This window comes from Vibrio atypicus (assembly GCF_009811315.1).
In the GTDB taxonomy this organism is placed as follows: Bacteria; Pseudomonadota; Gammaproteobacteria; order Enterobacterales; family Vibrionaceae; genus Vibrio; species Vibrio atypicus.
Genome location: NZ_BLID01000001.1, coordinates 602,654 through 623,128 on the forward strand (window position 1 = coordinate 602,654; position 20,475 = coordinate 623,128).

At 45.7% G+C, this 20,475-nt stretch carries 18 protein-coding genes; 10 read left to right on the plus strand and 8 right to left on the minus strand.

The annotated features are described in order from the left end of the window. Positions 1 to 265: 265 nt before the first annotated feature. On the plus strand, positions 266 to 2,224 hold the full coding sequence (locus GVO60_RS02700; RefSeq protein WP_159651052.1) for an alkyl/aryl-sulfatase: 1,959 nt from the start codon (positions 266 to 268) through the stop codon (positions 2,222 to 2,224). A gap of 8 nt (positions 2,225 to 2,232) precedes the next feature. Further along, positions 2,233 to 2,694, plus strand: coding sequence for a hypothetical protein (locus tag GVO60_RS02705; RefSeq protein WP_159651053.1), 462 nt, complete (start codon positions 2,233 to 2,235; stop codon positions 2,692 to 2,694). Between the two features lie 96 nt (positions 2,695 to 2,790). Here GVO60_RS02705 and GVO60_RS02710 read toward each other — a convergent pair whose 3' ends face one another. Next, positions 2,791 to 3,969 (minus strand): lytic polysaccharide monooxygenase, encoded by a 1,179-nt coding sequence (locus tag GVO60_RS02710; RefSeq protein WP_159651054.1) that lies wholly within the window; start codon positions 3,967 to 3,969, stop codon positions 2,791 to 2,793. Between the two features lie 328 nt (positions 3,970 to 4,297). Between GVO60_RS02710 and GVO60_RS02715 the strand changes: the two genes are divergently transcribed. The 5 genes from GVO60_RS02715 (at position 4,298) to GVO60_RS02735 (ending at position 8,619) form a co-directional block, all read left to right on the plus strand. Then, a complete protein-coding gene (locus GVO60_RS02715) occupies positions 4,298 to 5,149 on the plus strand; it encodes an SMP-30/gluconolactonase/LRE family protein (RefSeq protein ID WP_159651055.1) in 852 nt (283 codons plus the stop codon). A gap of 181 nt (positions 5,150 to 5,330) precedes the next feature. Beyond that, positions 5,331 to 7,178 (plus strand): M3 family metallopeptidase, encoded by a 1,848-nt coding sequence (locus GVO60_RS02720; RefSeq protein ID WP_159651056.1) that lies wholly within the window; start codon positions 5,331 to 5,333, stop codon positions 7,176 to 7,178. A gap of 102 nt (positions 7,179 to 7,280) precedes the next feature. Beyond that, a complete protein-coding gene (locus GVO60_RS02725; protein ID WP_159651057.1) occupies positions 7,281 to 7,760 on the plus strand; it encodes a GNAT family N-acetyltransferase in 480 nt (159 codons plus the stop codon). Continuing rightward, positions 7,757 to 8,125: a VOC family protein gene (locus GVO60_RS02730; RefSeq protein ID WP_159651058.1), complete on the plus strand. Its 369-nt coding sequence runs from the start codon at positions 7,757 to 7,759 to the stop codon at positions 8,123 to 8,125. Before GVO60_RS02725 ends, GVO60_RS02730 begins: the two co-directional genes overlap by 4 nt. A 29-nt stretch (positions 8,126 to 8,154) precedes the next feature. After that, a complete protein-coding gene (locus GVO60_RS02735) occupies positions 8,155 to 8,619 on the plus strand; it encodes an ASCH domain-containing protein (RefSeq protein WP_159651059.1) in 465 nt (154 codons plus the stop codon). Positions 8,620 to 8,686: 67 nt separating this feature from the next. Here GVO60_RS02735 and GVO60_RS02740 read toward each other — a convergent pair whose 3' ends face one another. The 6 genes from GVO60_RS02740 to gcl all read right to left on the minus strand — a co-directional run bounded on the left by GVO60_RS02740 (position 8,687) and on the right by gcl (position 16,326). Further along, entirely contained in the window at positions 8,687 to 9,823 is a 1,137-nt protein-coding gene (locus GVO60_RS02740; RefSeq protein ID WP_159651060.1) for a glycerate kinase, read from the minus strand. A 22-nt stretch (positions 9,824 to 9,845) separates the two neighbouring features. Next, on the minus strand, positions 9,846 to 11,198 hold the full coding sequence (locus GVO60_RS02745; protein ID WP_159651061.1) for a GntP family permease: 1,353 nt from the start codon (positions 11,196 to 11,198) through the stop codon (positions 9,846 to 9,848). A 179-nt stretch (positions 11,199 to 11,377) separates the two neighbouring features. Next, on the minus strand, positions 11,378 to 12,520 hold the full coding sequence (locus GVO60_RS02750; RefSeq protein ID WP_159651062.1) for a sugar diacid recognition domain-containing protein: 1,143 nt from the start codon (positions 12,518 to 12,520) through the stop codon (positions 11,378 to 11,380). Between the two features lie 309 nt (positions 12,521 to 12,829). Continuing rightward, positions 12,830 to 13,729: a 2-hydroxy-3-oxopropionate reductase gene (locus GVO60_RS02755; protein ID WP_167522323.1), complete on the minus strand. Its 900-nt coding sequence runs from the start codon at positions 13,727 to 13,729 to the stop codon at positions 12,830 to 12,832. Positions 13,730 to 13,755: 26 nt separating this feature from the next. Continuing rightward, positions 13,756 to 14,532 (minus strand): hydroxypyruvate isomerase, encoded by a 777-nt coding sequence (hyi, locus tag GVO60_RS02760; RefSeq protein ID WP_159651063.1) that lies wholly within the window; start codon positions 14,530 to 14,532, stop codon positions 13,756 to 13,758. 15 nt (positions 14,533 to 14,547) lie between these two features. Then, positions 14,548 to 16,326 (minus strand): glyoxylate carboligase, encoded by a 1,779-nt coding sequence (gene gcl / locus GVO60_RS02765; RefSeq protein WP_159651064.1) that lies wholly within the window; start codon positions 16,324 to 16,326, stop codon positions 14,548 to 14,550. A gap of 313 nt (positions 16,327 to 16,639) precedes the next feature. Here gcl and aceB point away from each other — a divergent pair, with 313 nt between their 5' ends. Continuing rightward, positions 16,640 to 18,268 carry a malate synthase A gene (gene aceB, locus GVO60_RS02770; RefSeq protein ID WP_159651065.1) on the plus strand — a complete coding sequence of 543 codons (1,629 nt, stop codon included), beginning with the start codon at positions 16,640 to 16,642 and terminating at the stop codon, positions 18,266 to 18,268. A 58-nt stretch (positions 18,269 to 18,326) separates the two neighbouring features. Next, positions 18,327 to 18,764 (plus strand): GlcG/HbpS family heme-binding protein, encoded by a 438-nt coding sequence (locus GVO60_RS02775; RefSeq protein ID WP_159651066.1) that lies wholly within the window; start codon positions 18,327 to 18,329, stop codon positions 18,762 to 18,764. Between the two features lie 81 nt (positions 18,765 to 18,845). On the opposite strand, the gene GVO60_RS02780 is transcribed toward GVO60_RS02775, so the two are convergent. Beyond that, positions 18,846 to 19,328 carry a MarR family winged helix-turn-helix transcriptional regulator gene (locus GVO60_RS02780; RefSeq protein ID WP_159651067.1) on the minus strand — a complete coding sequence of 161 codons (483 nt, stop codon included), beginning with the start codon at positions 19,326 to 19,328 and terminating at the stop codon, positions 18,846 to 18,848. Positions 19,329 to 19,447: 119 nt separating this feature from the next. On the opposite strand from GVO60_RS02780, the gene GVO60_RS02785 reads away from it, so the two are divergent. Further along, complete coding sequence (locus tag GVO60_RS02785) at positions 19,448 to 20,344, plus strand: DMT family transporter (protein ID WP_159651068.1); 897 nt, start codon at positions 19,448 to 19,450, stop codon at positions 20,342 to 20,344. The last annotated feature ends 131 nt before the right edge of the window (positions 20,345 to 20,475 follow it).

The window sequence follows — 20,475 nt, forward strand, 5'->3', positions numbered from 1 at the left end:
TGAGCGGCGATTTACAGTGTAATTTGTTGCTAAAAACAAAACGCATACCTTTAAAAAAGCCGCTGAATTCAGCAAAGAAGGCTTGGCTAATAAATTAGGCGCGTAAAAGCGTTATTGATTAAATATAATTAATTACTCCCTTAGCTTCCCCCTTCTCAAATGGCCAATCACCCAGCAATTCAAATAACTCGCTAAATCATTGAAAAATTAGAAAGCTAAACTACCTTTAGATCGTGAAACAACACTCATATTTAAAGGACTCTATATGAAACGTACTGCTCTTACCCTTCTCGCTTTAGCGATCTCAACAGGGTGCTTGGCTGCGGTAGACTCAAAACCAGCAACTCAAGCAACCATTGACGCTAACCAAGATCTCTACAAAACGCTTCCTTTTAACAACCAAAAGGACTTTGAACGAGCTCAAAAAGGTTTTATCGCTAAACAAGATGTAGTCACAATTAAAAACGAGCAGGGAGATGTTGTCTGGGATTTAGAAGAATACAAAAAATTTATCACGCTAGACGCAAAAGCCCCCGATAGTGTTAACCCTAGCCTTTGGCGCAACGCCCAGTTGAATGTCATTAACGGTTTATTCAAAGTCACCGATGGCATCTACCAAATAAGAGGCTACGACCTAACTAACATCACTTTTATCGAAGGCGAGAAAGGTTGGATTGTTTTTGACCCTTTGATCTCTCAAGAAACGGCTAAAGCAGCACTTGATTTTATAAATACAGAGCTCGGTGAACGCCCCGTTACAGCGGTCATTTATAGCCACAGCCACATTGACCACTTTGGTGGTGTTCGCGGCATCGTAGATGAAGCTGATGTTAACGCGGGCAAAGTCCAAATTATTGCCTCACATGGTTTTACTGAGCATGCCGTATCTGAAAACGTTATCGCAGGTAATGCGATGGGAAGGCGCGCTATCTACATGTATGGCGCATTGCTCCCGCGAAACGCACAAGGTGGTGTCAATGGCGGTTTAGGCCAAACAACTTCGACCGGTCTCCCAACTCTTATTCGCCCAACCTTGATCATAGAAAAAACCGGAGAAGAGCATATTGTAGATGGCATAAAAATGGTCTTCCAATACACGCCTGGTTCAGAAGCTCCGACTGAGATCAATACATGGATTCCAGAAAAGAAAGCGCTATGGATGGCAGAAAACAGCACTAACACTATGCACAACATTCTCACACTTCGTGGCGCCCAAGTACGCGACGCGTTGAAATGGTCCTCTTACTTAAATGAAACCATCGAAATGTGGGGCGATGACGTGGAAGTCAAATTCCAAAGCCACCACTGGCCAATGTGGGGACAAGAAGAGATTGTCGATTACTTCAAACTACAGCGTGATATGTACAAATACACTCACGATCAAACCGTTCGTTTGATGAACCAAGGTTATATTGGCTCAGAGATCTCAGAGATCATCCAATTCCCCAAAGAGATTGACCAAAATTGGAACACTCGCGGTTACTACGGCACACTCAGACATAATAGCCGCGCCGTTTATCAACGTTATATGGGTTGGTATAGCGGTAACCCATCAGATCTGAATAACTTACCACCAACTAATGCTGCGGTGAAATATGTCGAGTACATGGGAGGAGAAAGCGCGGTCCTTTCTAGAGCTCAAGCAGACTTTGATAACGGTAAATATCGCTGGGTAGCAGAAGTCCTAAAGCATATTGTCTTCGCTAACCCGCAAAGTAAAAAAGGCAAAGCACTGCTCGCAGACGCCTATGAACAATTGGGTTATCAAGCAGAGTCTGGGCCATGGCGTTCTGTCTACCTCCAGGGGGCTTACGAGCTGAGAAATGGCACCCCATCAGCTGGCGGTACCAACACGGCTTCTCCAGACATTATCAAAAACATGCCGCCTGAAATGCTATTTGACTACCTAGCTGTTCGCTTATTGCCAGAAAAAGCCGCAGGTAAAGATTATGCCATCAACATTAACTTTACCGACCTTGATGAACAGTACACGCTTTACATTGAAAACTCGGTGCTCAACCACACGACAATGCTCAGTGAGAAACCCGATGTGTCACTAACCTTGACTAAAGAAGCGCTCGATGATGTTCAGCTAGGGTCGGTCACGCTTGAACAAGCCATTGCGAGCGGAGATATCAAACTGAAAGGTGATAAGAAAGTGTTCAAAGATTTTGTAGGTATGCTCGATACCTTTAATTTCTGGTTCAACATAGTCACCCCGTAGGAGTAAATATGAAGCAACTCTACCCTATGGTTGCTATCGGCTTGAGCAGTCTAACAATGGCTGCTCACGCATGTACTTATGATGGCCAGTTTCGCAACCCATTCTCCGAAAGCTATCCCGGAGCATTGGATGTTGCTATTGCCACCTATGAGGCGCTAGATAACCATGAAATCAAAACCATATCGACATTAGAGGGCACGCAAGGATTGAGGCGTGCCAGTTGGTGGTTACAAGTACTAACAGAGAAACATTCGAATAAGATAAAACCAGTCTCTTACGTGTATCTCATCGATAGTCACTTATGGTCACAAATAGATGAAGAAAAGCGTATTGCAGTTCATTCAGCTCCAGTAAGTGACGCTTCTCACTCAGTAATACTGCTGAGTGAAGCTGCGTTGAGTGCACTGATTCATGAGCAAGTGAGCTTTGAGCAAGCAATTGATTTAGGAATCGTACAGTTCTCAGGTTAATGGCAATCTTAATGATCTCTTTTATCAACACATCGACCCTATCCAGAATAAATAGGGTCGATGTGTGTTAACCGATTAGCATTTACCGATTGCAGACTAGCGCCAAACACCCCACTGGCCTGTCGTGCCAGGCTCCTCATTCGTTGTCCACCATTGAGCCGTCCACTCTTTTCCATTGTGCGTCACAATATCACCAGCCGTATAGGTCGCGTCTTTACTCCAAAAGTTGGTTGGTTCCACTGGCGGTGTTGTGTCAGCTTTAATCAGAGACAATGCGTAGCTAAAGGTATTGTTTGGCGCGAACACTTTATTGGCATAGATGTTCTTAGTATCAAACATATAGTGGTTCATTTCTTGATGCCAAATACCAATGTACCAATCACCGGTTTGCTGAGCGTTAAACTGATCGGCCAATTCGGCTGACCAATTAGCAGTGTTGTTAGCCGAAATAGGCAAAGAGACATCGACCACTTCGCTACCACTCGCATCAAAGGTACGAAGACGAACAGTATCTCCCTGCTCAACTGGCCCAAATCCTTGCGGCACATAATACCCCAGTGAAGTGAGGTTATTACCCGGTTCGGTCGGGTCTACCGGATCCGTTGGAGGATTAGTGCCTGAGCCACGTAACGTGATATCACTACAGTTGTAGAAACCTTCACCTGCGACATCTATGCGCTGCCAACGCGTGTAAAGAGTCGCGTCGCCCGTACGATCCGCCGGAAATGTCACCTTCATTCGATAACGTTTTTGCTCATCAACTGCAATATCACCAGCGGTATCGATGAGCTCCAAGTCATCCCAAGTTAATGGTTGAGTTGGGTCATAAGTTGGCTTGGTAAGGTAGAACTCCCAATAAGAAGGGTTGTGAGGCGCTTTACCAAAGAAGACCAAATCAATTTGATTATTTTCATCCAAAGCAACATCAGTACGCTGCCAGTGAGGAGAAGCAATACTGAGGCCTTTCTTAGCGGAATCGCCTGCAGAACATAGCTCGCCATTCGGCACTATCGCTTTCACATGAGCCATATCGCGATAGTTAGGCACGTTTGCCGCCACTTCACTTCGTTGTACAAATGGATAAGCCCCCGACAGTTCAAATGCGGCTTGGCATGCTTGGTTTGGAATTTCGTTAGTCCAAAAACCACCATCTTCATAACAGATATTCTGGCGCGCGTTGGGGAACTCGACCCAACCGTGGGCACTGACATTAAATGAACTCAGCGCAGCAACGGCGCTTAAGCTCAACAAAGGAAGCGTAGTATTCAATCTCATTATTCATCCTTAAAGTTAGCGACAGATTACTCTACCTATGAGTAACCTTTTGTTTGCCAAACAAAACTAGCAGGATGAATATGCTTGTTCGGTCATATTCAGGAGATCAATTGTTAGACTTCAAACTGCTTTCCAATATTTTTGTCGGCTCCCCTTTATGTCGTTCTACTCTTTCGAGCCACTTCAAATAGCGCCACATAATGCAGCCCTCATTATTTATTGTTGATATATAGCAACAGTTTTTTGACTAATAACGGATTTATCAACAATAAACATTTCCTTAATATCCCTGTCGAATAATTAACCACCAAAGACATAAGGAAATACGATGAGAAACCTTGCTCTCACAATAACTGCATCAGTCGCGATCAGTGCCTCTGCGATGGCTGAACCATTATTAACGCAAACCATCCCAAACTTACCTGGCGCGGAGTCGATTGTTTTTGATTCATCGAAACAAACCTATTTCGTCTCTCTTCAAGCTGGCGATAAAGCTGGGGACGGATCTGTTGTTGCACTAAACAAAGATTTCCAGTTCATCGCGACCGTAGCCAGTGGCCTAGAGAACCCGAAAGGGATTGCGATGAATGGTGATACTCTTTTCGTTGGAGATATGGAGCACTTAATTGAGATCGACTTATCTTCAGGCGCCGTTGTAAAACATGAAGCGAAAAATGCCCAGTTCCTGAACGATGTAGCAATCGATGATAAAGGCGATGTGTATGTATCAGACATGTTCACCTCTGTTATTTACAAGCTGTCAGATAACAAAGTCACCACATGGATAGATTCACCTAAGCTGGAAAATCCTAACGGGCTAACCTTCATTGATGGTCAACTTTATGTCGCAGCTTGGGGTTACTTTAACGATGGCAACCCAATTGAAGCGCCATATGGCCGCGTTTTGAAAGTTGATCCAACAACCAAACAGATTTCAGCCATCACTGAAAAACCACTCGGGAATTTGGACGGTATTCAAGTCGACAATCGTGATGATTTAATCGTCTCCGATTGGAAGCAAGGAGTAGTGTATTCCGTGTCAAAACAAGGCCAGTCTCGAATACTGCTCGACCTACCAAGAGGGGCAGGCGACATCTACTACTCACCAAACACCTACCAACTCTTTGTGCCAATGGCGTTAGAAGGTGAAGTGCTCGTCTTCCGCAATATCATCCTTTAAACCGAAAGCCCCACAATCACAGTGATTGTTGGGGCTTGCTGTCTTTGCTGTAAATGGAAATAGCATACGTGTATAAGATTTTACACTGATAGGTTGCTTGAATATGCTTCTCATTTCCTAATCACTTATAAAGCGTGTCATAATCCTTTTTCTACACCAAGTTAACATTTGAAGGATCCAAATGACTGCTACCGAATATCTCAATGACCTAAATCGACGTTACCTTGCTATCCACCGCAGTAAAGAAGACTTCTTCTGGGAAACGTACATGGGGATCAGTGATGACCATGATGGCTCAACCAAAGCGCAAACTGCATGGACCAATTTCTTAAGTGATGCAGAGCAAATCACCGCCATCAAACAGCAGCTAGAAGCGGCAGAATCGATTGCCGATACCACTGAAAAACAGCAAACACTTATTGGCTTACAAGGTTGGTTAGCGACTTTTCAATCTCATGCGATTGAAGGTAGTGACGCTCAGTCTTTAAAAAATGAGTTGATCGCTTTTGAAGCCTCGCTGTTTGAGAAAAAACAAAAACATACGCTCTACTATCAAGATGAAAACGGTAACCAAGTCGAAGGCTCATTGCCAGTTTTAGCCGCCACTATTCGCACCAATGACAATGAACAGGCTCGCCAGTCAGCGCATCAAGCTTTACTTGGCCTAGAGCAATGGTTACTTGAAAACGGTTTTGTCGAACTGATTAAACTGCGTAACCAATTTGCCCGTTCACTTGGTTACGATAGCTTCTTTGATTATTCCGTCACCAAAAAAGAGATGATGTCATCAACCAAGTTGTTTGCGATTCTGGATGATTTCGAAGTACGTACGCGCGAAGCCAACCTAATAAGTTTGGCAAACCTTGCAAAAGAGAAAGGCCAAAACGCGTTAACAGGGCATAACTTGGTCTATTCGTACTCTGGCGACGCGATGCGTGATCTTGACCCGTATGTCCCATTCTCCAAATCACTACGCCGCTGGGTAGAATCCTTTGGCCGCCTGAATATTGAATACTCACAGGCAGAGCTAACGCTGGATTTGCTTGACCGAAAAGGTAAGTACCAAAACGGTTTCTGCCATGGTCCAGTGCCGTCTTTCTATGATCAGAATGAGTGGGTTGCAGCGCAAGTTAACTTTACGAGCAACGCAAAACCAGACCAAGTCGGCAGCGGCTATTCAGGCATCAACACTCTGTTCCATGAAGGTGGCCACGCCGCGCATTTTGCTAACGTTAAAATGAACGCGCCATGCTTCTCTCAAGAGTTTGCGCCAACGTCAATGGCCTACGCTGAAACACAATCGATGTTCTGTGATAGCTTGCTAAATGATGCGGACTGGCTAAAACAATACGCGCTAGATGCCGATGGAAACCCAGTTCCTGATGACGTGATCAAAACAATGATCAACAGCAGCCAACCTTTTGCCGCTTACGAAGAACGTAGCATTCTAGTGGTGCCGTACTTTGAACGAGCTCTCTATCAGTTGAGCGATGAAGAACTCACTCCAGAGCGCATCACCGCATTGGCTCGCGAATGTGAGAAAAACATTTTAGGTATCGAATGTAGCCCTCGCCCATTGATGGCGATTCCACATCTAATCTCTGATGAAGCAGCCTGTGCATACCACGGTTACTTACTCGCACACATGGCGGTTTATCAAACCCGAGCTTACTTCTTAGATAAATTTGGCTATCTAACCGATAACCCAGAAATCGGCCCATTGCTCGCAAAACATTACTGGCATGCGGGCAATAAGCTCTCTCACAACGAGACAATCATTAGTTTAACGGGTGAAGGATTTAACGCTAAGTATCTTGCTGATGCCTGTAACCAATCACCACAACAAGCTTGGGCTGCGCAACAAGAGAAAATTGCTGGGCTTGCTACGCGTCAAAGAGCTGAGGTGGCTTCACTGAACGCAACGATTAAAGTGGTAGACGGCAGTAAAGAGTTGGCCAATAACCAAGATTCTGACGAGCAGATGTGTGATCAATTTGAGCACTACATTAAGCAAACTTACGGCTGTTAATAAGCTTTAGGTCTATTGCCACTAAAAGGCCGCTCTCTTTGCGGCCTTTTTACTACTAGAAATAGACTTATCTGACATCCGTCGCCATTCAAGGAGGAAGGTATGATTACAATTCGCAAAGCCAACGCAGCAGACGTTCAACCCATTTATGACTTGAGAAAACGCGCCATCCTTAACCAATGTGCTGACCACTATCAACCAGAACAACTGGCACTTTGGACGCAAGGGGGTATCTCCGACAAACTTTTGCAAGATATCGTTGCGACCTTCTATGTCTCTGAGCTGAATGATCAAGTGATTGGCTGCGGTAAATTGAACACTGAAAGCGGCATGGTTGATGCAATTTTCGTCGATCCACCCTATTTTGGATTAGGTGCCGCAAAGCTGATGCTCTCTTTTTTAGAAGAGATGGCTAACGAGCATAAACTGGAAAAGATGGTTTTAGAATCAACCCTCAACGCCGCTCCATTCTATCGTTCATTCGGCTTTCAAGGAGAAGAACACTCCACTTATCATTCACCAAGAGGTGTTAGCCTCGACTGTATTTGGATGGAAAAGCAGCTTCAAAAGGAGAGAGCATGATTAGCCATATCGACCATGTTGTCCTGACGGTTTCGAATATATCTACCTCAGTTGCCTTTTATCAACGAGCCTTGCTGATGGAAGAGATCACCTTCGCTAACGGACGCAAAGCGCTCAAATTTGGTAACCAAAAGATCAACTTACAACTATTGGGACAAGAACCTAGAAACCGAGCGCAAGTTGGCTCAGGAGATCTTTGCCTAATTACACATTGGCCACTTGAAGAAGTGATTACTCACTTAACTAAAGAACAGATTCAAATTGTCGAAGGGCCGGTTGAGAAATCTGGCGCGCAAGGCTCCATTCAGTCTGTCTACTTTTTAGATCCAGACTCCAATCTGATTGAGATTAGCGTTTACTCTTGAACAAGCACGAATAGGAAGAGTTAGAAATCATGGATGCAAAAAGCCAAGACTATTTAAATCAATACCTTCAATCATTACCGAAAAGCGTCGCAGAGCAGTACACCTCTTTCAGTGCTGATTACTATTGTGCAGATGAGTACAATGCCAACCTTTGTGCAGAGCTCATCCTACAAGGTGAAAAACAAGCCTCTTGTAGCATGGAGTATTGGTACAGCCATGAAGGCGAGACAATGCCAGTCGTTGGCCATCTTCAAGTTGTAACTAACTGGCAAGGCGAGCCCGTTTGCATTGTGGAAATAATGTCTGTTTCAACATGTCCATACGATCAAGTGACAGCGGAGTTTGCCGCAGCAGAAGGGGAAGGTGACAAAAGTTTAGAATGGTGGCGCAACGCTCATTGGAAGTTCTTCTCGTTAGAATGTGAAGAGCTGGGCATTGAACCAAAACAAGATATGTTACTGGTTCTGGAGCGATTTAAAGTCGTCCACAAATAAGCATCTCCTCAAATAAAATGGCCGCATGATGCGGCCAATTTCGTTTATTTTGTCTACTTCAAGACAGCTAGCTAAAACTCATCGCCAACGCTGCTGCTACGTTGCGCGAGGTCATCTCCACATTAAATGCCGCTTCTTTCAGCGCAGTGGGCAGGTCTGTTGCCCCTAAAACCACACTGTAGACAGCATCAATACCGTGATCGTGTACCACACGACAATCTTGAGCCGTACTGCCGGCAATACCAATCACAGGTAAGTTATAGAGTTTCGCGGTACGTGCCACACCAATTGGCGTTTTACCATGAATGGTTTGGCTATCAATCCGCCCTTCGCCCGTAATAACTAAGTCGGCATCTTTCACAACTTCAGCAAGGTTAACCGCATCCATGACTATGCTAATGCCGGGGCGAAGTGTTGCATCAAATAGGCCCAATAAAGCAGCGCCAAGACCACCCGCAGCGCCTGCACCCGCCTGATTAATCACATCTTTACCATTGGTTTGGCGGATCACTTCAGCATAATGGGCGAGGTTTTTATCTAGCTGCTCAATCATCTCTGGGGTTGCGCCCTTTTGCGGACCAAACACATGAGAGGCACCTTTCGGGCCACACAAAGGATTATCAACATCACAAGCGACTTCGAGTTGAATCTTTGCTAAACGAGGATCTAAGCCTGATAGGTCAATTTCAGCTAAGCCAGCAAGTGCACCACCACCAAACGGTAAGTCAACACCTTGAGCATTCACTAATTTTGCACCTAGCGCTTGAGCCATACCCACTCCGCCATCGTTGGTTGAGCTTCCTCCGATACCGATAATGATATGATTCACGCCTTCATCCAGTGCGGCCTTGATCAACTGACCGGTTCCATAGGTAGAAGTGAGCAATGGGTTCCTTTCACTCGGCTCCACTAAATGAAGCCCAGATGCAGCGGCCATTTCGATCACCGCTGTCGACCCATCACCCAATAATCCATAAAACCCTTCCACAGGTTGACCAAGTGGCCCAGTAACATCGACTGTTACGATGCTGCCACCTGTCGCATCAACCAAGGATTGCACTGTGCCTTCGCCTCCATCAGCCATCGGCAGTTTGATGTATTCTGCCTCTGGCATGATCTCTTTAAAGCCTTTTTCAATCGCAGTTGCCACTTCCATAGCGGTTAAACTTTCTTTGTAAGAATCTGGAGCGATAACTACTTTCATATATGTTTCCTATATTAGCTTGTTACAGCAGAACAAGACTTAGAATGTAAACTAGCGTCATTGCCGTCACGCCTTGCACCAGAGTTGCCATTGTTTGAGCGCGATACGCTAAGCCAACCGACATACGACTAAACTGCGAAACCACCCAGAAGAAACTGTCATTGGCATGCGATACCGTCATCGCACCTGCACCAATCGCCATAACGGTTAGTACGCGTCCCATTTCTGAGTCCAGTCCCAATTGAGCCAGCATTGGAGCAACGAGGGCTGAGGTTGTTACAAGAGCAACCGTTGACGAGCCCTGCGCGGATTTCAGCGCCGCTGCGACGATAAATGGCATAAAGATACCCACGCCAAGTGCTGACAAAGTGGTACCCAAATATTCACCCAGTGGTGTCGCTTTTAATACCGCACCAAATGCACCGCCAGCACCAGTGATAAGTAGGATAGGCGCTGCAGCGGTAATACCTTGGCTGATGCGCTCACCAAACTCTTCCACTTTATTGTCACTTTTCAAAAGACGAACTGACAAGAACAAACCAATGATTAGCGCGGTTAGTGGTTGGCCTAAAAACGACAGCACTTCAAATACAGTCCCATCACCTAGAGGTAAACTTGGGAACTTAGCAATCGAGCCCAAACAGATAAGAATGATAGGAACAAAAATAGGAGAAAACGCTTGGCTCGCTGATGGCAGTTCACCATAAGAAGCTTTCAATGCTTTCCAGTCTTGCTTGATCTCTTCAGCCTGTTCAATGCCATCTGGCTCGATATCTTTAAAACGATTTGCCCACAACATACCGGCGATAGCGGCTGTTGCTGCGACAAAGATACCCACACCAATGACTAAACCTAAGTTTGATTCCAAGCCTAAGTTACCCGCAGCCGCAATTGGGCCTGGCGTTGGTGGGACAAATGTGTGAGTCGCGTAAAGACCAGTCGCCAAAGCCACACTCATGGCAACGCTAGAGGTTTTGAGTCGGTTTGCTAAAGACTCTTTCAGTGAGTTCAAAATAACGAAACCAGAATCACAGAACACAGGTACTGAAACAATGTAGCCGATGATGCTCATGGTTAAGGTCGGTGAGCGTTCTCCTAGCACTTTAATCACGGTATCCGCCATCGTAATCGCTGCGCCACTTTTCTCTAGAATCACACCAATAATAGTACCTAGTACAATGACCAAGCCGATGTATCCGAGAATGCCGCCGAAACCAGAAGCAATAGTTTTAGCGATGCTTCCCGCTGGTAGACCGTAAGCAAAGGCCGCTAGAAATGCCGCAACAATGAGTGCTAAAAAGGGGTGTAACTTAAATTTTGTGGTTGCGAGGACGATAAAGGCTATCACCCCCAGCAAGATTAGAATAAGACTCATGATAACTCCGTTTATTATAGTATTCGTACTGAATGTTTGGCTGTATGCAAACATTCTGGGTGTCTGTAGGGACGGTGTTATTATTCAGTGAAACGAACCCTATTCCTTTATGCAAAGTGACAAATTTATCAATTTAAAATCTTATATAATTGTCATTTTGCACAAAAATTAGTTTTAAGTTACGCACATTTTAAGGCGAGATATAACTGTACCTTATGATCTAAATTATTGATTTTTAAATCAGTAACCTCTTCAATCTTATCTAACCGATAGCGAAGCGTATTTCGATGAATATGTAGTGCTGCACAAGCTTGAGCTAGATCGCAATCTTGTTCAAAAAACACTCTGAGCGTTTTTATCAAGACTCCTTTGGTATCTTGTTGTCGCAATTTCTCTAACGGTTCGGTTAATTGATCACGTCGCCATTGATCCTGTTTTAGCCCTTCAACTAAGACCGACAGCTTGTGTTCGTGATAAAACAGAATCGCCTCTTTACTATGGCTCGAGTTGGCAAGCGTTGCTTTAGCCGTCTCATAAGAGCGGGCTAATCCAGCCAAGCCCGAAAAATACTGTCCTATCGCTATCTTAATCGTAAAGTCCGCTTCTTGAGCCACTCGCTTAAGCAATCTTTTGACCCTGGCTTTTTCTTCCTTATGATTCCAGCAGCCATCAATAAGTGTGACGGGTTTAAGTACCACCACCTCATTCATTGAGACCGATACGATTCCCACAATGTTGTCTCGCTCTGGGTACTCCAACAAATGAACCAACTTTTGCAAATGCTCCAATGTAAGAGGCTGGCCGTGTTTGGGAATCACTTTTACCGCAGCGGCAATTCTCGGCTGAGATAGATTTAGATCTAACCGCTGAGCAATCGATATCAATTGATTCTCGTTGAGCGTCGAACCTTGAATGAGCTGCAGTAATAATTCTTCACGATGACGCTTGTTCCATTGGATCTGAGCCATTAAAGCTTCTTGCTCGACAATCAGCTCAGCAGTCATCTTGACCAATTCGCCATAACTTCTAACATCATCGGGCAACCCAGAAATCCCAACCACGCCGATCACCTGATCTTGATAAAGAATCGGCAGGTTAATTCCCTCTTTAACGCCGATGAGCGTGCTCGCGACAGTCTGATTAATTTCGACGGTGCGATTGTCATGAATCGCTAACAAGGCTCCTTCATGCGTGCGATGCAAACGCGAAGGATCGCTAGAGCCAATTATCTGGCCATTCTCATCCATCACATTGACGGGAAACTGAATAATTTTTGTCGCACGCTCAACAATTTGACGAGCGATTAAGGTATTTAACTGCATCTATTTTTGCCTTGTGATGTCAGCCTCTCGGCATTCTCAAATAACATATCACAAGCCTCACTAAGATGGCTGAACTCCAGATTCGACCAGCTCACAGAGAGAAGAAAAAATCCCGAAGCAAGTACTCTAGGTGCCTGCAAAGACGGAGCCCGAGAAGTACCCCTACCCTTTGTCTTACAACGGGAACGCGTATTAAAAGGAGACAAAAATCTACGCGATTTAGTTTAAAAATTTAGGGCTGTCACCAACCCAAGGAACGCGGAGGGAGAGGAATCCACCACGCCCTAGACAGAAACCAATCTCAAGGCTCTAGTCACGAATCGAATGATTCGAACGTTTCTCGATAGCCTTGATTAGCGCTGAGTGATCCCAATCTTGACCACCCAACGCGGCGCAGTCTTCAAACAGCTCCTGAGCGTTCGCAGTATTTGGCAGTGCCACTTCAAGCTCTTTTGCACCTGTTAAGGCCAAGTCGAGATCTTTCTGATGTAGAGAGATTCTAAAGCCGGGATCAAAAGTACCTTCGATCATACGCTCGCCATGCACTTCAAGGATTTTCGAACTCGCAAAGCCACCCAAAAGCGCCTGACGTACGCGCGCCGGATCAGCTCCAGCCTTCGAAGCAAATACCAAGGCTTCAGATACGGCTTCGATATTCAAAGCAACAATGATCTGATTGGCCACTTTACAGGTTTGCCCTGCGCCATTTTCACCCACAAGAGTGATGTTTTTACCCATCACTTCAAACAGAGGGCGAGCCTTATCAAACGCATCTTGTGCACCGCCAACCATAATGCTTAACGCGGCGTTAATCGCTCCTACCTCACCGCCCGATACCGGCGCATCTAGGTATTGCGCGCCACTTTCATTAACGCGTGCCGCAATGGATTTGGTAGCCATTGGTGAGATCGAGCTCATGTCGATCACCAATTTACCTTCAGCGCCACCAGCGTTTAGCCCAGCTTCAACGCCTTTATCGCCAAACAGCACCTCTTCCACTTGTGGTGTATTTGGCACCATTAGAATCACCACATCAGAAATACGAGTCGCTTCTTCTGGTGAGTGACAAACAAGCGCGCCCGACTCCACCAAATCTTTTGGCGGTGAGTTAAAGTGATCAGATACCACCAGTTCATAGCCCGCTTTTTGTAAATTGGCAGCCATTGGTCTGCCCATGATTCCCGTACCAATAAATGCAATTCTCATCATCTGTTCTCCATAACATTTCCCCGCAATTAGCGGTATAGGTTGATCCAATCTAAGCCTTCATAGGTGGTGGCTCGGGGTTTGTATTCGCACCCAATCCAACCGTCATAACCAAGCTCATCTATATGATTAAGTAAGAAGGGGTAATTAATCTCTCCCGTCCCAGGCTCATGTCGACCTGGGTTATCCGCCAACTGAACGTGAGCGATTTGATGGATATTGGCAGACAATGTCGGAGCTAGATCCCCTTCCATAATCTGCATGTGGTAGATGTCGTATTGGATAAATAAATTATCACTGCCGACCTCGTTGATAACTGATTTAGCTTGCTCAGTGGTAGTTAAGAAAAATCCGGGGATATCGCGGGTATTGATCGCTTCGATGACCAGTCGAATACCTTGCTGCTTTAGTGCTTCAGCGGCATAGCGAAGGTTGATAATAAAGGTCGCATGCGCATCGTGCTCACTTACCCCTTGTGGAACAATACCGGCAAGGCAGTTGATTTGGGTATTCCCCAATACTTTGGCGTATTCAATGGCCTTGGCGACCCCTGCTTGGAACTCTTCAATTCGCTTTGGGTCCACCGCGATACCGCGCTCGCCCGCTTCCCAATCGCCGGCCGGAAGGTTGAACAACACTTGGGTAAGTTGGTTTTCATCCAGTTTCGCCTTAATTTGTTTGGCTTCTAGCGCATAAGGGAAAAGATATTCCACACCTTGGAAGCCCGCTTTTGCCGCAGCTTCAAAGCGATCTTCAAATTCCAGTTCGGTAAATAACATGGATAAATTGGCTGCAAACTTTGCCATTATGATTTCCTTCTCTTATTTGTCGCGATGAATTAGTGCGGTTGGTGCGTCATCAATACTCTCAGCAAAAGCTTCAAACTCGTTGATAGCATTGATTTCTACACCCATAGCAATATTGGTAACTCGCTCTAAAATGACTTCAACCACCACAGGTACTTTGTGCTTGTTCATCAACTCTTTCGCCTCGGTAAACGCCGCTTGCATCTGTTCAGGGTCAGTGACACGAATCGCCTTACAACCTAAGCCTTCAACCACAGTGACATGGTCGACACCGTAGCCGTTTAGCTCTGGGGCGTTTTGGTTTTCGAAGGCCAACTGAACACAGTAATCGATATCGAACTGTCGCTGCGCTTGGCGGATCAGACCTAGATAGGAGTTGTTCACCAGTACGTGGATATAAGGCAAGTTGAATTGCGCACCAACGGCGAGTTCTTCAATCATGAACTGGAAGTCGTAGTCACCGGAGATCGCTACGATATCGCGATTTGGATCCGCGGCACGTACACCCAATGCGGCTGGTGTTGTCCAACCTAATGGACCCGCCTGACCACAATTAATCCAGTGACGAGGTTTGTATACGTGCAGGAACTGCGCGGCAGCGATTTGTGAAAGACCAATGGTACTGACGTAACACGTATCGCGATCAAACGCCTTGTTCATCTCTTCATATACACGCATTGGTTTGATTGGCGCATCGGTATAATGCGTTTTACGCAGCATGGTAGCTTTGCGCTGCTGACATTCATCCACCCAAGCACTTCGGTTTGGTAGCTTGCCTGCATCATGCCATTCACGCGCCACTTCAACCATTAGCTCTAGCGCCGCTTTAGCATCAGACACAATACCTAAATCTGGGCAGAACACGCGGCCAATTTGCGTTGGTTCAATATCGACGTGAACAAACTTACGCCCTTTGGTATAGACATCCAATGAACCTGTATGACGGTTTGCCCAGCGGTTACCGATACCAAACACAAAATCAGATTCCAGCATAGTTGCGTTACCATAGCGATGAGCCGTTTGTAGACCAACCATGCCCGCCATCAGCTCATGATCATCAGCGATAGAACCCCAACCCATCAAAGTTGGTACAACAGGTACGCCGGTAATCTCGGCGAATTGTTGCAGCAAATCTTCTGCACCAGCGTTAATTACACCACCACCCGAAACAATCAAGGGGTTAGCTGATTCACACATCATTTCAAGAGCCTTCTCGACCTGAGCACGAGTCGCTTTTGGTTGATACGCTTCTAATGGCTGATAGGTATCGATATCAAACTCGATTTCCGTTAGCTGAACATCAAGAGGAAGGTCGATGAGTACAGGGCCCGGACGACCAGATCGCATCAAGTGAAACGCTTGCTGGAATGCGCGTGGCACCTGCGCTGGCTCTAAAACTGTTGTCGCCCATTTAGTGACAGGCTTGGCGATAGATTCAATATCAACGGCTTGGAAATCCTCTTTGTGAAGACGAGCTCGCGGCGCTTGGCCTGTTATACATAAAATAGGGATAGAATCCGCCGATGCTGAGTACAATCCCGTGATCATATCCGTACCTGCCGGGCCAGAAGTACCAATACACACACCAATATTTCCTTGATGAGTGCGCGTATAACCTTCAGCCATGTGTGACGCACCTTCTACGTGCCGCGCCAACACATGATTGATCCCGCCGAGCTTTTTCATTGCCGCGTACATAGGGTTGATGGCTGCGCCAGGGACACCGAAGGCAATATCGACACCTTCTTTCTTCATCACCTCAACTGCTGCTTCAATTGCCTTCATCTTTGCCATGCGAACCTCCATTTCAATTGTATACAATTCAAAGATACTTTGTGTACTATGAATCATAATCAGAATTTGGCAACCCCCAAATGCAACATTTTTCCAACATAGAGCAATAACTCCAAGCGACTACTAACCCCGAAAAGCCTAGGAATCATTACTTTATATAAACTATCTTTACATGAAAATAATTTCAAAAACCTTCAAATGAAAAATAATTGTTAAATACCCTTTGATTGTTTACATAAATTAAAATATAAGTATTCGTGACAGTTTTATTTTGTACACAAAATCATTCGATATTGTTTAAAGGAGACGAACAATGAGTCTGAACGATGTAGCAGAAAAAGAAGAGACAGCTTGCCTGCACGTAATCGGTAATATGGACAGCCCGGAATACCCTGCGATCCTTTCAAGCGAGGCACTTTCTTTCCTAAATAAACTAGTAAAGAAATTTACCCCTCGACGAGATGCACTATTACAAGCCCGCGAAGAACAACAACAACGCTATGACGCAGGTGCGCTACCAAACTTTCGCAACGACACCCAATCAATCCGAGAGAATAAAAGTTGGAAAGTCGCGCCCCCTCCACCAGAGCTATTGGATCGCCGCGTCGAGATCACCGGACCGATTGATCGAAAAATGGTGATCAACGCACTTAATTCTGGTGCAAAGGTATTCATGTGCTGTTTTGAAGATGCCTCTTCGCCAACATGGGAAAACATGATCCAAGGACAAGTGAACCTTCGTGATGCGAATGCACGTACCATCAGTTATCACGACGAAAATAAAAATAAAGACTATCAGCTGTGTGAGAACCCAGCGTTACTGATTGCCCGTCCGAGAGGCCTGCACCTACCGGAGCAATCTATTCAATATAAAGGGCAGCCTATCCCGGGTTGCTTGATGGACTTTGCACTCTACTTCTATCACAACTACTTAACCCGAGCCGAACAAGGTCTGGGCGTTTATTACTACATACCTAAGCTTGAAAGCATGGAAGAGTCCCAGTGGTGGGCTGATGTTTTCTCATTTACTGAAGACTACTTTGGTGTTCAACGAGGAACGATTCGAGCTACGGTGCTGATCGAAACCCTGCCAGCCGTTTTCCAAATGGACGAAATGCTGTATGCCATGAAAGATCATATCGTCGCAATGAACTGTGGCCGCTGGGATTACATTTTTAGCTACATCAAAACGCTTAAGAATCATGCAGACCGTATTCTGCCCGATCGTCATGTTGTAGGCATGGACAAAGAGTTTCTCAACGCTTATAGCCAACTGTTAGTAAGGACTTGCCATCAGCGTGGTGCTCTCGCGATGGGCGGTATGTCGGCCTTTATTCCGGTTAAAGACCCTGCAGAAATGGAACGTGTAACAAACAAAGTAATCGAAGACAAAGAGCGAGAATCGCTTAACGGCCATGATGGTACTTGGGTCGCCCACCCCGCTTTAGTTGACCTTGCAATGTCCATCTTCGATAAAAACCTCAAAGGTAAAATAAACCAACTCGACTTCGTTAGCCCAACACACACCATCGATGGTTCATTGCTCCTCAAGCCTTGTGAAGGCAGCCGAGATGAAGCCGGAGTCCGTAAAAATATACGCATTGCGCTCTATTACATTGAGGCTTGGATACAAGGCCAAGGCTGTGTACCTATATATGGATTGATGGAAGATGCCGCAACCGCCGAGATCTCCCGCGCCAACATTTGGCAATGGATCCATCACAGTGTCGCCCTAGATGACGGACAGGTTTTCACCAAAGAACTATTTCACAGCTGGCTCTACCAAGAGCTAGACACCGTAAAACAGGAAGTCGGTGACACTCGGTATGCTGAAGGTCGCTTTGAACAAACTGCTGACCTTTTCTTCAAGCTATCAACAGCAAAAGAGTTCGCCAGCTTCCTGACCTTACCAAGCTATCAGCTTTTAAATCAGACTGAGTAACACCACTCTGGCTCATCCTTAAAGAGATCAGGTTGGTTTACGATCAACAGGAGATAACATGGGAAGTTTAACTCTAGAACAAGCACTATCCGTTACTGACGGTACATTTCAAGCAGGGACAAAGAGTCAAAGTGCTCCACTCACGGTCGCCGTACTCGACAGTGGGGGTAAACTCATCTCACTGCAACGTCAAGATGGCTCGAGCATGATGCGACCAGACATCGCAATTGCCAAAGCTTGGGGTGCACTGGCTCTTGGCTGTTCGTCTAGAAAGCTAGCTCAAGATGCAGATAGCCGCCCTGCATTTATCTCCGCGGTCAATGTTCTCGCTCATGGGAACATGGTCCCTGTTCCTGGCGGCCTTCTCATCCGAGACGCTGAACAAAATATCCTTGGTGCAGTTGGCGTGAGTGGCGACCAATCTGATGTCGATGAAAACTGCGCGCTTGGAGGCATAGATTTCGCACAGCTTTATAGTGATGAGCTTCCTTCCTAGAACAAACATTTAAGCAGAAAAAAACGCCCGACAATCATAAAATTATCGGGCGTTTTTGTATCAATAAGAGATGCGATAAACTTACTCGTATTGCGTCAACCAGCCTTTCAAAATTGTGTTGATCTGCTTTTTCTGATTCGCATTCATACCTTTCACTAATTTCGCTTGCACTGCTGCATGCTCTTCAATGATTTGGTCGATTAAACCAAAGCCATCTTGTGTCAGTTCAACCGTTACGCTGCGGCGATCTTCTTTACTGTGCTCTCGGCTTATTAGCCCTTTAGATTCCAGCTTATCAAGTCGATTCGTCATCGCTCCTGAGGTCAACATCATCGAGTTAATCAGCTCTGACGGAGTTAGGCGGAATGGTTCGCCACTGCGACGCAATGTCGCTAGTACGTCGAACTCCCCTAACTTTAAGTCATAACGCTTGTGTAACTGAGCAACTTCCGTTTCCATATATTTAGCAATACGCATTAAACGGCCCATGATCGCCATCGGCTCGGTATCTAACTCTGGCTTTTCCTTAGCCCACTGCTCAACTACTCTATCAATAGCGTCCATGAATGTTTGTCTCCAGTAACAAAATGGTGTTTAAAATATCTTAACATAGAGATACTTTACAAACAGCGATTTTGCGCGTACATTCATCACAAAAGTATCTTAACGTAAAGATAGTTATTATGAATATATTATTAGCCATGATTCCGGCGTTCTTTTGGGGTACCACGTATGCCGTTACCCAGTACACACTTGCAGACTGGCCTCCCCTACTACTGGGGGCTATTCGAGCGCTCCCGGCCGGGCTGCTTTTGTTGGCGTTTAAGCCGAGCTTGCCGAAAAAAGGCGATTGGCAAATCTTGTTTAGCCTAGGATTGATTAATATCGCGACATTCTTTGGCTTGATCTTCGTGATGGCCTTGACGCTACCTTCAGCCATTTCTGGCGTAGGCATGATCTCTGTCCCTGTGTTTGCCATGCTTTATAATTGGTTAATCAACAAACATAGACCTGGAATTATTCAAGTCATAAGTGGTTCTGCCTTGATCATGCTTGCGTGGATGTTGTTTGATCCAAGCTCAATCAGCTTAAACCCAATCGGACTTGGGGCGATGCTTGCCGCGATCATGTGTATTGTCGTTGGCAGCTCAATCACTAAATCACTTGGCAACCGCATGCATTGGTGGACAGTACTGACTTGGCAGCTGATACTTGGCGGCGTGATCTTGTCGGTAGCCGCTGGTGTACAGGCCATACTAGAACCGGTGAAGTACGCCGCTATCATCGAACACTTCTCGATGACAAATCTGTCTGGCTTACTATGGGTGGTGGGTTTAAATACTGCGCTTGGTTACGGTATGTATGTTTGGCTACTTCAACGTATGACCGTTGTGGATTTTACCTTCGGAGGCATTGCTAACCCTATCGCAGGTATTTTGGCTGGTTTGGTATTACTTGGTGAATCCTTTACCTCATTCCAGTACAGCTTAATGGCGGGAATGATCATCATGTCACTGCTGCCGCAGGTGATACTCGCCATCAGACAAAACCGACCAGCACCTATCGAATGTAAAAATTAGAAAATAGGTTCGGCTAAAATTTAACCGCGAAAGAGCAACAGACCCTAGACAGCCGCGTATTATTCGCGGCTTTTTTACATCTGCCAATTGGTAAATAGCCACAATTGCTATACTCAAACAACCATTTCAAC